This is a genomic window from Pseudomonas sp. AU11447, from assembly GCF_001672555.2.
Classification (GTDB): Bacteria; Pseudomonadota; Gammaproteobacteria; order Pseudomonadales; family Pseudomonadaceae; genus Pseudomonas; species Pseudomonas nitroreducens.
Genome location: NZ_LZDG02000018.1, coordinates 241,544 through 254,279, shown reverse-complemented (window position 1 = coordinate 254,279; position 12,736 = coordinate 241,544). Strand labels below are relative to the sequence as shown.

The following is a 12,736-nucleotide window of genomic DNA, read 5'->3' as shown; positions in this document are numbered from 1 at the left end:
ATCCGTTGAGGTGGCCCAAGCATAGCGGCTGCACCGCCGCGAACCAACCGCGCTAAACTGCCGAGCTTTGATTCGCGGAGCCAAGCATGAGCAAGAGCACCTTCCCGAGCCTGATGATCGTCGGTTGCGGCGATGTCGGCAGCCGCCTGGGGCGTCAACTGGCCGCGCAGGACTGGCGCGTCCATGGCCTGCGTCGCAACGTCGCCGCGCTGCCGCTGGAAGTGCTGCCGGTGGCAGGTGACCTGGCCCAGCTCGAATGCCCCGATACCTGGCCCGTCGGCAGCCTGGATTACCTGGTGTACTGCGCCGCCGCGACCCAGCATGACGAGGCTGGTTATCGTGCCGCGTACGTCGAAGGCCTGCGCAATACCCTCGGCTGGCTCAAGCAGCGCGGGCAGACGCCCAAGCGCCTGCTGTTCGTTTCCAGCAGCGGCGTGTACGCCCAGCGCAATGGCGAGTGGATCGACGAGACCTCGCCGGCCGAGGCCGAAAGCTATTCCGGCAGCGTGATGCTCGAAGCGGAGCAGGTGGCGCTGCAGAGCGGCATTCCCGCCAGCGTCGTGCGCCTCACCGGCATCTACGGCCCCGGCCGCGAGTGGCTGCTCAAACAGGTGCGCGAGGGCTACCGCGTAGCCAGCGAGCCGCCGCTCTACGCCAACCGCATTCACGCCGAGGATTGTGCCGGCCTGCTGGCGCATCTGCTGGAAGCCGATCGCCAAGGTGTTGCGCTGGAAGACTGCTATCTCGGCGTCGACAACGACCCCGCTGCATTGCATGACGTGGTCGCCTGGTTGCGTGAGCACCTCGGCGTGACCCACTGGGCCGACGAGCAGACCGTGCGCCGCGCCGGCAGCAAGCGCTGCAGCAATGCTCGCGCCCGTGCGCTGGGCTGGGAGCCGCGTTACCCGAGCTTCCGCGAAGGCTACGCGGCGATTCTCGCGGGCCAGCAGGACTGATGGACGCCAACCGGCTGCTGGCGCGCTCCTGGTTGCCGGGGGTGGAGTTGTTTCACGCGGACTTCTCCGGCCAGCCGTTCGGGCGCCACAGCCACGATGCCTTCGCCATCGGCGCCATCCTGCAGGGCGCCGGCGGCTACCAGTGCCGTGGCGCGCATCATGTGCTGCCGGCCGGCACGCTGTCGCTGATGAATCCGGAGGAGCCGCATACCGGCAACGCCGAGTCCGAACGGCTGGTCTACCGCATGCTCTACATTGAGGAGTCGCGGCTGCTGCCGCTGCTGGGGCGCAAGCAGTTGCCGCGCGGCTTCCAGGCGCTCAATCCACCAGACGACGGGCAAGTCGCGGACGCGCTGCACCGCGTGGCAGCCGAGTTCGAACGCAACGATGCACTGGCGCTGGAGAGCGAGTTGCTGGCGCTGCTGGAGCTGGTGTTCATCCGCCATGGTGGGATGCGTCCGAATGCGGCGGTATCGCGGGATGGCAGCGTCACCGCGCAGCTGCGCGACTACCTGGAAGCGCATTACCGTGAGGCCGTCACTCTGGAAGACCTCGCCGCCCTGTTGCAGCGCCACCCGCGTCATCTGATCGAAGCCTTCCGCAACGCCTACGGCGTACCGCCGCACACCTACCTGCTGCAACGGCGCATCCGCGAGGCCAAGCGTCTGTTGGTGTCCGGCGAGAAGCCGCTGGACGTCGCATTGTCGCTGGGCTTCTACGACCAGGCGCATTTTTCCGGCACCTTCCGCCGCTTTACCGGCGTCACTCCCGGACGTTTCCTGCGCGCCACGCGGACCTGAGTTTCTTCCAAGACGGCTCGATACGGGGCCTTCCAGACTGCGCGACATCGCATCCGGGAGATCGCCATGTTCGCCGCCTTCGCGCTGGTCGCCAGTACCCACTTCGCCGCTCTGCTGTCGCCGGGGCCGGATTTCTTCCTGCTGATCCGTGCTGCGCTTTTGCGCGGCAGGCGCCACGCCGACGGCTGCGCAGCGGGCATCGCCCTGGCCAATCTGGCCAGCATGCTGCTGGTGTTGTTCGTCCTCGGCCTGCTGCCGGAGGTGGCGAGCCATGGGCTGCGTGTCGTGCAGCTGCTGGGTGGTGGGTATTTCGTCTGGCTCGGTGCGCAGGCCCTGCTGGCCCGGCGAGAGCTGGAGATTCCCACGGCCAGCGGCAACCACGAGGCGGGCGGCTTCCTGCGGGGCGTGCGCGAGGGGCTTCTGGCCAGCAGCCTGAATCCCAAGCTGCCGATCTTCTATACCGGACTGTTCGGCGTGCTCGGGCAGTTCCACCTGCCCGCCTGGGCGCTGGGCGCCTGCGTGCTGTGGATGGCCGCGGTGGTACTGCTGTGGGATATGGCGCTGGTGCGCCTGCTGGATCGCCCGCGCTGGCGCGGCTGGCTGAAGCGCCGGGTCACGGCGTTGGACAGGATCTGCGGGGGATTGTTGCTGGCGCTGGGCGGCTGGCTGCTGTGGAGCGGGCTGCGCTGATGCTGTCAGCCCACCCGCTTGCGGATCAGTCGCGCTCCAGGGACCAGACCTTGTTGCCCGGGGCGTACTGCGGCATCTCGTCGGCCTGGGCGCGGTTCACCGCCTCGAACAGCTCCAGCTTGTCGCCGTCGCGTTCGAACAGGTACTCGCGGCCCTGCTGGCCCTGTTGCAGCCAGATGCTGTCGTTGTCGCCGCTCATGGCTGCGCAGTCGCCGGCCAGGCATAGCGCGTAGCGGTCGAAGCCCGGCATGCCTTCGAGGCTGCCGTTGGAGAGGAACTTGACCTTGCTGCCCTTGCCTTCTCCTTCCTCGATGATCCAGGTGCCGTTGAGGTAGGCCGCATACAGCGCGTTCTCGAAGGTGCTGCCGGCCGATACCTGAGCGGCGGGCTGCTCCTTGGGGCGCAGGAAGCGTTGTTCGGGCCAGTTGTCGCTGCCTACCTGCACCAGTTCCTTGCCGTCCAGCTCCAGGGATTCCTGGTTGCTGCCGTAGAACTCGACGCGGTAGTGCTTGGGATCTTCAGCGGTAAGCTGGCCTTCGCCCAGCTCGAAGCCGTTGCTGAAGGTCGCCTGGCTGGTCTTGGTGTCCAGCTTCCATTCCAGGTTCGGGCCGTAGGCCAGCAGCGCCTCGCGCAGCTTGCCACCCTTGCCGGCGGCGTCGATGGCGGCCTGGTTGACCCAGACACCGGAAGGGTCGGACGGGGTGCCGGCGCAGCCGGTAAGCAGGCCGATCAGGGCGCTCAGGATCAGGGCGCGACGCATGTTTGCTCCTTGCAGACAAAGGAACGGGGCCGCTGGGGCCCCGTAGGTGTTTCGTAGCGCTTATTCCAGGACGACGATGGCGTCCATCTCGACCTGGGCACCCTTCGGCAGGGCGGCGACGCCGATGGCGGCGCGGGCCGGGTAGGGCTGGGTGAAGTACTTGCCCATGATCTCGTTGACCTTGGCGAAGTGCGAGAGGTCGGTGAGGAAGATGTTCAGCTTGGCGACGTCGTGCAGGTAGCCGCCGGAAGCCTCGATGACGGCTTTCAGGTTCTCGAAGACCTGGACGGTCTGCTCTTCGAAGCCCTCGACCAGTTCCATGGTTTTCGGGTCCAGCGGGATCTGACCGGAGACATAGACGGTGTTGCCGGCCTTGATGGCCTGGGAGTAGGTACCGATGGCGGCCGGGGCTTTGTCGGTATGGATTACGGTCTTGGTCATGTCGACTCCTTAGGGTGGGATCAGCTGCGCATGCGGGTGATGCGGATCACGCCCTTGAGCGCGCGCAGCTTCTTGATGACGCGGGCCAGGTGCACACGGTCATGCACGCTGACGACGAGCTGGACCACGCTGATGCGACCGTCGCGCTCGTCCATGCTGATCTTCTCGATGTTGCCGTCGGCGGCGTTGACGCTAGTGGCGAGCAGGGCGATCAGGCCGCGCTGGTGCTCCAGTTCGACGCGCAGTTCGACGTTGAATTCGCCGGTGACATCCTTGGCCCAGCTGAGCTGGATGCATTTTTCAGGATTGTGGCGAATCTCGCTGATGTTCCGGCAGTTCTCCAGGTGCACGACCATGCCCTTGCCGGCGGACAGGTGGCCGACGATCGGGTCGCCCGGAATCGGCGTGCAGCACTTGGCGTAGCTGAGCACCAGGCCCTCGGTGCCGCGGATCGCCAGCGGGCCTTCGGCGCTCGGCGCTTCCTCGCCTTCGCTGGACAGCAGGCGACGCGCGACCACGTAGGCCATGCGGTTGCCCAGGCCGATCTCTTCGAGCAGGTCCTCGAAGACTTCCATGCGGTATTCGGTGAGCACGCCCTGGATGCGTTCCTGCGGAATCTTCTCCAGGTGGCTGTCGAAGCCGGCCAGGGTCTTGTTCAGCAGGCGCTCGCCGAGGTTGATCGACTCGGAGCGGCGCTGCAGCTTGAGCGCGTGGCGAATGTGCGTGCGCGCCTTGCCGGTGACCACGAAGTTGAGCCAGGCCGGGTTCGGCCGGGTGCCCGGCGCGGTGACGATCTCCACGGTCGCGCCGCTCTGCAGCGGTTCGGACAGCGGCGCCAGGCGGCGGTTGATACGGCAGGCGATGCAGCTGTTGCCGACGTCGGTGTGCACCGCGTAGGCGAAGTCGACCGCCGTGGAACCCTTGGGCAGCTCCATGATGCGGCCCTTGGGCGTGAAGACGTAGACCTCGTCCGGGAACAGGTCGATCTTCACGTTCTCGATGAATTCCAGCGAGTTGCCCGCGCGCTGCTGCAGTTCGAGGATGCCCTTCACCCACTGGCGGGCGCGGGCATGGGTGCCCTTGGGCGATTCGTCCTCGCTGGACTTGTACAGCCAGTGCGCGGCGATCCCGTGGTTGGCCATCTCTTCCATCTCGCGGGTGCGGATCTGGATCTCGATGGGCACGCCGTGCATGCCGAACAGCGTGGTATGCAACGACTGGTAGCCGTTGGCCTTGGGAATCGCGATGTAGTCCTTGAAGCGACCGGGGAACGGCTTGTACAGGTTGTGCACGGCGCCGAGCACGCGGTAGCAGGTGTCGACCTTGTCGACGATGACGCGGAAGGCGTAGACGTCCATGATCTCGTTGAACGCCTTGCGCTTGCCGCGCATCTTCTTGTAGATGCTGAACAGGTGCTTCTCGCGGCCCAGGACCTGGCCTTCCATGCCTTCGCGGGCGAGGCAGTTGACCAGCGATTCCTGGATCTTGCCAACGATCTCGCGGCGGTTGCCGCGGGCTTTCTTCACCGCCTGGCGGATGCGCTCGGAGCGCATCGGGTGCATGGCCTTGAAGCCCAGGTCCTCGAACTCCACGCGCATGCTGTGCATGCCCAGCCGGTTGGCGATGGGCGCGTAGATTTCCAGGGTTTCCTTGGCGATGCGGCGGCGCTTCTCGCCCGACAGCACTTCCAGGGTGCGCATGTTGTGCAGGCGGTCGGCCAGCTTCACCAGGATCACGCGGATATCGCGCGCCATGGCCATGGCCATCTTCTGGAAGTTCTCGGCCTGCGCCTCGGCCTTGGACTCGAAGTTCATCTGGGTCAGCTTGCTGACCCCGTCCACCAGTTCCGAGACGGTTTCGCCGAACTGCGCGGTGAGCGCTTCCTTGGCGATGCCGGTGTCCTCGATCACGTCGTGCAGCATGGCCGCCATCAGGCTCTGATGGTCCATGTGCATGTCGGCGAGGATGTTGGCGACGGCGAGCGGATGCGTGACGTAGGCTTCGCCGCTGCGGCGGCGCTGCCCGTCATGGGCCTGCTCGGCGTAGTAGTAGGCGCGGCGAACCAGGTTGACCTGATCCGGGCCCAGATAGCTCGATAGCCGGTCGGCGAAGGCATCTATGCTCGGCATGGGTTCACCCCCTGCCGAGCAGCAGTGCGACGTGGCGCGCCGATTCGTCGGCCGGACATCGACTTACAGGGCCTCGTTGTTGGCCTCGTCTTCAAAAGCAGCGAACAGCGGCTCTTCTTCAACCACGTCCTCCTGCTGAACGATGTCAGCATCCACCAGGCCCGAGGCGATTTCGCGCAGGGCGACAACGGTGGGCTTGTCGTTTTCCCACGGTACCTTGGGCTCTTTGCCGCCGGTAGCCAGCTGGCGCGAACGCTTGGTGGCGAGCATGACCAGCTCGAAACGGTTATCGACGTTGTCCAGGCAGTCTTCAACGGTGACGCGGGCCATGGTGTTCCTCATTACGCAAATGGAGACCCGGAGAATTACCGGGCGGACTGGATAGTCTAAAAAATCGCCAATCTTTATGGAAGTGCCTTTGCTCGCCCGATTCAGGCCAGCAGGCGCTGCAGCAGCTCGGTATGGCGTTGCTGCTGGGCATCCTGGCGCAGCTGGCGGGCGCGGAAGATCGCCTTGAGGTCTTCCAGCGCGTGGGCGAAATCGTCGTTGATCACCAGGTGATCGTACTCCACATAGTGACTCATTTCGCTGACGGCTTCCTGCATGCGCCGCTCGATCACCTTGTCGCTGTCCTGGCCGCGGTTGGTCAGGCGCTGGCGCAGGGCTTCCTGGGTCGGCGGCAGGATGAAGATCGACTGCGCCTGGGGCATCAGCCGGCGCACCTGCTGCGCGCCCTGCCAGTCGATCTCCAGGATCAGGTCGTTGCCCTCGGCAAGGGTCTTTTCCACCCAGCGCTGGGAGGTGCCGTAGAGATTGTCGAAAACCTGCGCGTGCTCGAGGAACTCGTTGCGCTCGAGCATGGCCTTGAAGGTGTCATGGCCGACGAAGTGGTAGTTCACTCCGTCCACTTCGCCCGGACGCATGCCGCGGGTGGTGTGGGAAACGGAGACGCGCACGCTGGGCATGGCGTCGAGCAGGGCCTTGACCAGGCTGGTCTTGCCGGCGCCCGACGGCGCGGAAACGATGTACAGGGTGCCGGACATGGCGCTTTCCTGGAGTAACGGTTGACTGAATGGAAGCCGGAGGCGTCCGGCTTACTCGATATTCTGGACCTGCTCGCGCATCTGCTCGATCAGGACCTTGAGGTTGACCGCTGCCTGGGTCGAGCGCGGGTCGAAAGCCTTCGAACCCAGCGTGTTGGCCTCGCGGTTGAGCTCCTGCATGAGGAAGTCCAGGCGGCGGCCGGCAGCCCCACCGGCCTTGAGCACGCGGCGCACTTCGGTGACGTGGGTGGTCAGGCGGTCGAGCTCTTCGGCGACGTCGCTCTTCTGCGCCAGCAGGACCATTTCCTGCTCCAGGCGCTGCGGGTCGAGCTCGGCCTTCATCTCGTTGAAGCGGTCGAGGATCTTCTGGCGCTGGTTGGCGAGCATCTGCGGCACCAGCTCGCGCAGGTTCACCACCTCTTCCTGCATGGCGCTCAGGCGTTCGTCGATGATCTTCGCCAGGTCCGCGCCTTCGCGGGCGCGGCCGGCCTTGAGCTCGTCCAGTGCCTGATTGAAGGCGGCCAGGGCGCTGGCATTGAGCGCCTGCGGATCGGCGGCATCGCCCACCAGCACACCCGGCCAGGCCAGCACGGCCAGCGGGTCGAGCGGGGCGGGCTGCTGGATCAGGCCGGCGACGGTCTCGGCGGCGGCGACCAGTTGCGCGGCGCGCTCGCGGTCGACCTGCAGCGGCTTGCCGGCGTTTTCCTCGTTGAAGCGCAGGGTGCACTCCACCTTGCCGCGCGACAGACCCTGGCGCAGCGCCTCGCGCACCGCGCCTTCGAGGTCGCGGAAGGCTTCGGGCAGGCGCAGGTTGGGCTCGAGGTAGCGATGGTTGACCGAGCGCAGTTCCCAACTGAGGGTTCCATGGGTGCCGGCACGCTCGACGCGGGCGAAGGCGGTCATGCTGTGGACCATGGAATTACCTCGCTTGAAGACTGTAGGAAACGGCCGACAGGTCGTCGGAAACCGGCAATTGTAACCCAGCGTAGCGCGCCGTCGCACGCCGGCGGTGGTTGCGTCCGTCCGCGGGCCTCTATAATGGCCGACATTCCCCCGCCAGCAATCTGTACAGGATGCCTCCATGAACCGTCCCAGTGGCCGCGCCGCCGACCAACTGCGCCCGATCCGTATCACCCGCCATTACACCAAGCACGCCGAGGGCTCCGTGCTGGTCGAGTTCGGCGACACCAAGGTGATCTGCACCGTCAGCGCCGAATCCGGTGTGCCGCGCTTCCTCAAGGGCCAGGGCCAGGGCTGGCTGACCGCCGAGTACGGCATGCTGCCGCGCTCCACTGGCGAGCGTAACCAGCGCGAAGCCGCTCGCGGCAAGCAGGGTGGTCGCACCCTGGAAATCCAGCGCCTGATCGGCCGCTCCCTGCGCGCCGCGCTGGACCTGTCCAAGCTGGGTGAAAACACCCTGTACATCGACTGCGATGTGATCCAGGCCGACGGCGGCACCCGCACCGCGTCCATCACCGGCGCCACCGTGGCGCTGATCGATGCGCTGGCCGTGCTGAAGAAGCGTGGTGCGCTCAAGGGCAACCCGCTCAAGCAGATGGTCGCTGCCGTTTCCGTAGGCATGTACCAGGGCGAACCGGTGCTGGACCTGGACTACCTGGAGGATTCCGCCGCCGAGACCGACCTGAACGTGGTCATGACCGATGCCGGCGGCTTCATCGAAGTCCAGGGCACCGCCGAGGGTGCGCCCTTCCAGCCGGCCGAGCTGAATGCCATGCTGGAGCTGGCGCAGCAGGGCCTGCGCGAACTGTTCGAACTGCAGCGCGCCGCGCTGGCGGACTGATCTGCACTCGATACCCAAGGCAAGGAGCGAAAGGATGAGCGACGAAGTACCGGTACAGCAGGTTCAGCCGAGCCAGGAAGCCCGCCAGTGGGCGATGTTCTGCCACTTCGCCGCGTTCCTCGGCTTCATCTTTCCCTTTGGCAACCTGCTCGGGCCGCTGATCGTCTGGCAGATCAAGCGTGAATCGGACCCGTTCGTGGACCGCCAGGGCAAGGAGGCGCTGAACTTCCAGATCACCGTGAGCCTCGCGGTGATGGTCAGCTTCCTGCTGATGCTGGTGGTGATCGGCTTCTTCCTGCTGGGGCTGGTGAGTATCGGCGCGCTGGTGCTCACCATCATCGCCGGGATCAAAGCCAACGAAGGGCTGGATTATCGCTATCCCTTCACCTGGCGCCCGATCAAGTAGGGGCTGAACTCCAGGCACGAAAAAGCCGGCTCGAAGCCGGCTTTTTTCTGTCCGCCTTTCGGCGGCACGACGGGCTCAGATGCTCAGCGTCCAGTCGTAATCGACGATCAGCGGCGCATGCTGGGAGAAGCGCGGCTGACGCGGCAGCTTGGCGCCGCGCACGAAGCGACGCAGACCCGGCGTGAGGATCTGGTAGTCGAAGCGCCAGCCCAGGTTGAGCAACTCGGCCTGCTCGCTTTCCGGCCACCAGCTGTACTGGTCGCCTTCGCGGTTGACCTCGCGCAGGGCGTCGACATAGCCCATGGTGCCGAAGATCTCATCCATCCAGCCACGCTCCGGCGCCATGAAGCCGGGAGATTGCTGGCATTCGCGCCAGTTCTTCACGTCCAGCTTCTGGTGCGCGACGTAGAGCGAGCCGCAATAGATGTATTCGCGGCGCTTGCGGCGCTGCTTGTTCATGTACTGGGCGAAATCGTCCATGAACTTGAACTTGTGGTTCAGGTTCTCGTCCCCTTCCTGCCCGGTAGGCAGCAGGAGAGTGGCGATACTCACCTTATCGAAATCGGCTTGCAGGTAGCGCCCGTAACGATCGGCCATCTCGAAACCCAGGCCGCTTATGACAGCCTTGGGTTGCAGACGACTATAGATTGCGACGCCGCCCTGACTGGGCACTTCGGCATCGCAGGCGTACAGGAAGTAGCCATCCAGTTGGTAGGACGGGTCATCCAGATCGAAAGCGGAGGCGCGGGTATCCTGCAAGCAGATCACGTCGGCATTCTGGGCTTGCAGCCAACTGAGCAAACCACGCTCGGCTGCAGCCTGAATACCATTCACGTTCACACTGATGATCCGCATAAATGGCCCCCAAAATCACGTGTGTGTATGATACCCGAGCTCAAACGGTTTAGCTAAATTCATACCGGCCGGTTCTCTCCCATGCACGCATATCAACGCGATTTCATCCGCTTCGCCATCGAGCGCGGCGTTCTTCGCTTCGGCGAGTTCACCCTCAAGTCCGGACGCACCAGTCCGTACTTCTTCAACGCCGGTCTGTTCAATACCGGGGTTGCGCTGTCCCAGCTGGGTCGTTTCTACGCCAGCGCAGTGGTCGACAGCGGCATACCTTTCGACGTGTTGTTCGGCCCTGCCTATAAAGGAATCCCGCTGGCGGCCGCTACAGCGATTGCGTTGGCCGAACAACACGGCCGCGACCTGCCCTGGTGCTTCAACCGCAAGGAAGCCAAGGACCATGGCGAAGGCGGCACGCTGGTCGGCGCGCCGCTGACCGGCCGCGCGCTGATCATCGATGACGTGATCACCGCCGGCACTGCGATCCGCGAGGTCATGCAGATCATCGACGCCCAGGGTGCCCAGGCAGCCGGTGTGTTGATCGCGCTGAACCGCCAGGAGCGCGGCAAGGGCGAGCTGTCGGCAATCCAGGAAGTTGAACGGGACTTTTCGATTCCGGTCGTAAGCATTGTCTCGCTGGAGCAGGTGCTGGAATATCTGGCCGGTGACGGTCAGCTCAAGCAGCATCTCGCGGCTGTCGAGGCCTATCGGGCGCAGTACGGTATCTAACCGCAACCAGGACGTAGGGCATGGCCAAGCAGGGTGCTTTCCGCTACAGGGTGTTGATGGGGCTTCTGGGAGCCATGCTCGCAGGCCAGGTGACGGCTGCCGGGCAGCCGACCAGCCAGGTCGAGATGTACCGCTACGTCAATGACAAGGGCATCACCGTCATCGACCGCCTGGGTGTTCCTCCGCAATACATCGGCAAGGGCTACCAGGTGCTCAACGACCAGGGCCGGGTCATCCGCGAGGTTCCGCCGGCACCGACCGCCGCCGAGATCGAGCAGCGCAAGGCGGACGCCGCCCGCGCCAGCTCCGATCAGCAACTGATGCGCATGTATACCAGCGTGGAAGACGTCGATCGTGCCCGCGATCGCAAGCTGGCCGAGCTGGATGGGCTGGCCAGCGTGGCCAAGGGCAACCTGCAATCGCTGAAGATGCAGCAGGCCAACCTGCAGGCCCGTGCCGCCGATCAGGAACGCGCTGGTCGCCAGGTGCCGGACGACCTGGTCGCGCAACTGAGCAACCTGCGCGACGATGAACAGCGCCTGCAGCAGGATATCGCCCGCTACCAGCAGTTGCGGGTCCAGGCGCAGAGCAGCTTTGCTTCCGATAGGGCGCGCTTCGCCCAGATATCCGGCGGTAATTGACGCTCCGTCCGCCGCGCTTACTGCTGCGGCGAGACGCGCTCGAACTCGTTGATCTTCCCGCGCAGCCAGTCCGGCAGGGGCTGGCTCGTCCGGTCCTCGCCGGCATAGGCGTAGATCAGCTCCCCCAGCGTCAGCAACTGTTCGTCGCACCAGATCGACACCTGGAAGGTCAGGCTGCTGCGACCCAGGCGGCTGACGCGTACGCCCATTTCCAGCCAGTCGTCGAAGCGCGCCGGCGCCAGGTACTCCAGGGTGGTCTTCACCGCGAACAGGTCGCCGCCGCCACGCAGCAGGTCGGCCGGGTAGCTCACGCCCAGGTGGCGGTAATACTCGGTGGTGGCGACGTCGGCGTAGGTCAGGTAATTGCCGTTGAAGACGATGCCCTGCGGATCGACCTCCGACCAGCGCACGCGCAGGCCGTGAAAGAAGCTGAAGTCGTTGCGGGAAACGGGAGACGCGGCCATGTCAGAAGGACTCCTGTAGGCCTGTTCGAGGCCAGGCATCCATGGGGTTGAAGCGGCCTGGAGCAGGCAAAAAACACCCGCGAGGATCGCTCCTGGCGGGTGTCGTTGCGATCAGCGCTGCTTGCGGTTGGTGATCAGCGTGCCGACACCGCTGTCGGTGAAGATCTCCAGCAGCACGGCGTTGGGCACGCGACCATCAATGATGTGCGCGCTGGTCACGCCGCCCTGGACCGCCTCGAGCGCGCAGCGGATCTTCGGCAGCATGCCGCCGTAGATGGTGCCGTCGGCGATCAGCTCGTTGACCTGCTCGGTGGTCAGGCCAGTGAGCACCTGGCCCTGCTTGTCCATCAGCCCGGCGATGTTGGTGAGCAGCATCAGCTTCTCGGCCTTCAGCGCCTCGGCCACCTTGCCGGCCACCAGGTCGGCGTTGATGTTGTAGGACTCGCCGTTGGCGCCTACGCCGATCGGCGCGATGACCGGGATGAAGTCGCCCTGCACCAGCATGTTCAGCAGGTCGACGTTGACCCCGGTGACTTCGCCCACGTGGCCGATGTCGATGATTTCCGGCTTGGTCATTTCCGGCGTCTGGCGGGTGACGGTGAGCTTCTTCGCGCGAATCAGCTCGGCGTCCTTGCCCGTCAGGCCGATGGCGCTGCCGCCATGACGGTTGATCAGGTTGACGATGTCCTTGTTCACCTGGCCGCCGAGGACCATCTCCACCACGTCCATGGTCTGCGCGTCGGTGACGCGCATGCCATCGATGAAGTGGCTCTCGATCGACAGGCGGCTGAGCAGGTCGCCGATCTGCGGACCACCACCATGGACCACCACCGGGTTGATGCCGACGGCTTTCATCAGCACCACGTCGCGGGCGAAGCTGTTCTTCAGCTCGTCCGTTTCCATGGCGTTGCCGCCGTACTTGATCACCAGCGTCTTGCCGACGAAACGGCGGATATAGGGCAGGGCTTCGGCAAGGACGCGGGCAACCTGGGCGGCGTCATCGCGGCTCTGGGTCATGGTGGGCTCC

The 12,736-nt window shown here is 65.1% G+C and carries 16 protein-coding genes; 7 read left to right on the top strand and 9 right to left on the bottom strand.

Annotated features, from left to right (window positions below):
- Positions 1–86 precede the first annotated feature (86 nt).
- From A6723_RS04770 to A6723_RS04760, 3 genes are all read left to right on the top strand, one after another.
- Positions 87–956 (top strand): NAD-dependent epimerase/dehydratase family protein, encoded by an 870-nt coding sequence (locus A6723_RS04770; RefSeq protein WP_054910053.1) that lies wholly within the window; start codon positions 87–89, stop codon positions 954–956.
- Entirely contained in the window at positions 956–1,756 is an 801-nt protein-coding gene (locus tag A6723_RS04765; protein ID WP_054910054.1) for an AraC family transcriptional regulator, read from the top strand. The genes A6723_RS04770 and A6723_RS04765 overlap by 1 nt, the downstream gene beginning before the upstream one ends.
- A gap of 66 nt (positions 1,757–1,822) precedes the next feature.
- Positions 1,823–2,446 (top strand): LysE family translocator, encoded by a 624-nt coding sequence (locus A6723_RS04760; RefSeq protein ID WP_054910055.1) that lies wholly within the window; start codon positions 1,823–1,825, stop codon positions 2,444–2,446.
- Positions 2,447–2,471: 25 nt separating this feature from the next.
- Here A6723_RS04760 and A6723_RS04755 read toward each other — a convergent pair whose 3' ends face one another.
- From A6723_RS04755 to A6723_RS04730, 6 genes are all read right to left on the bottom strand, one after another.
- Positions 2,472–3,206 (bottom strand): hypothetical protein, encoded by a 735-nt coding sequence (locus A6723_RS04755; RefSeq protein ID WP_054910056.1) that lies wholly within the window; start codon positions 3,204–3,206, stop codon positions 2,472–2,474.
- A 60-nt stretch (positions 3,207–3,266) separates the two neighbouring features.
- The gene (locus tag A6723_RS04750; RefSeq protein ID WP_024762056.1) at positions 3,267–3,647 is read right to left on the bottom strand and encodes a RidA family protein; all 381 of its coding nucleotides are present in this window, start codon (positions 3,645–3,647) and stop codon (positions 3,267–3,269) included.
- Positions 3,648–3,667: 20 nt separating this feature from the next.
- Positions 3,668–5,776 (bottom strand): bifunctional GTP diphosphokinase/guanosine-3',5'-bis pyrophosphate 3'-pyrophosphohydrolase, encoded by a 2,109-nt coding sequence (gene spoT, locus A6723_RS04745; protein WP_054910057.1) that lies wholly within the window; start codon positions 5,774–5,776, stop codon positions 3,668–3,670.
- Positions 5,777–5,839: 63 nt separating this feature from the next.
- Positions 5,840–6,106, bottom strand: coding sequence for a DNA-directed RNA polymerase subunit omega (gene rpoZ, locus A6723_RS04740; RefSeq protein ID WP_024762058.1), 267 nt, complete (start codon positions 6,104–6,106; stop codon positions 5,840–5,842).
- A 101-nt stretch (positions 6,107–6,207) separates the two neighbouring features.
- Positions 6,208–6,819 carry a guanylate kinase gene (gene gmk / locus A6723_RS04735; RefSeq protein ID WP_054910058.1) on the bottom strand — a complete coding sequence of 204 codons (612 nt, stop codon included), beginning with the start codon at positions 6,817–6,819 and terminating at the stop codon, positions 6,208–6,210.
- A gap of 51 nt (positions 6,820–6,870) precedes the next feature.
- Positions 6,871–7,734 (bottom strand): YicC/YloC family endoribonuclease, encoded by an 864-nt coding sequence (locus tag A6723_RS04730; protein WP_054910059.1) that lies wholly within the window; start codon positions 7,732–7,734, stop codon positions 6,871–6,873.
- 166 nt (positions 7,735–7,900) lie between these two features.
- Between A6723_RS04730 and rph the strand changes: the two genes are divergently transcribed.
- The gene (gene rph / locus A6723_RS04725; RefSeq protein ID WP_015479557.1) at positions 7,901–8,620 is read left to right on the top strand and encodes a ribonuclease PH; all 720 of its coding nucleotides are present in this window, start codon (positions 7,901–7,903) and stop codon (positions 8,618–8,620) included.
- A gap of 34 nt (positions 8,621–8,654) precedes the next feature.
- Complete coding sequence (locus A6723_RS04720; protein WP_024762061.1) at positions 8,655–9,026, top strand: DUF4870 domain-containing protein; 372 nt, start codon at positions 8,655–8,657, stop codon at positions 9,024–9,026.
- 75 nt (positions 9,027–9,101) lie between these two features.
- Here the strand turns inward: A6723_RS04720 and A6723_RS04715 are convergent, their stop codons facing one another.
- Positions 9,102–9,881 carry an exodeoxyribonuclease III gene (locus A6723_RS04715; protein ID WP_037009721.1) on the bottom strand — a complete coding sequence of 260 codons (780 nt, stop codon included), beginning with the start codon at positions 9,879–9,881 and terminating at the stop codon, positions 9,102–9,104.
- Positions 9,882–9,962: 81 nt separating this feature from the next.
- Between A6723_RS04715 and pyrE the strand changes: the two genes are divergently transcribed.
- Complete coding sequence (gene pyrE / locus A6723_RS04710) at positions 9,963–10,604, top strand: orotate phosphoribosyltransferase (RefSeq protein WP_054910061.1); 642 nt, start codon at positions 9,963–9,965, stop codon at positions 10,602–10,604.
- A 20-nt stretch (positions 10,605–10,624) separates the two neighbouring features.
- The gene (locus A6723_RS04705; protein ID WP_054910062.1) at positions 10,625–11,245 is read left to right on the top strand and encodes a hypothetical protein; all 621 of its coding nucleotides are present in this window, start codon (positions 10,625–10,627) and stop codon (positions 11,243–11,245) included.
- 17 nt (positions 11,246–11,262) lie between these two features.
- Here A6723_RS04705 and A6723_RS04700 read toward each other — a convergent pair whose 3' ends face one another.
- A complete protein-coding gene (locus A6723_RS04700) occupies positions 11,263–11,709 on the bottom strand; it encodes a thioesterase family protein (protein ID WP_024762064.1) in 447 nt (148 codons plus the stop codon).
- Positions 11,710–11,820: 111 nt separating this feature from the next.
- Positions 11,821–12,726 carry an acetylglutamate kinase gene (argB, locus tag A6723_RS04695; RefSeq protein WP_024762065.1) on the bottom strand — a complete coding sequence of 302 codons (906 nt, stop codon included), beginning with the start codon at positions 12,724–12,726 and terminating at the stop codon, positions 11,821–11,823.
- Positions 12,727–12,736: the final 10 nt, after the last annotated feature.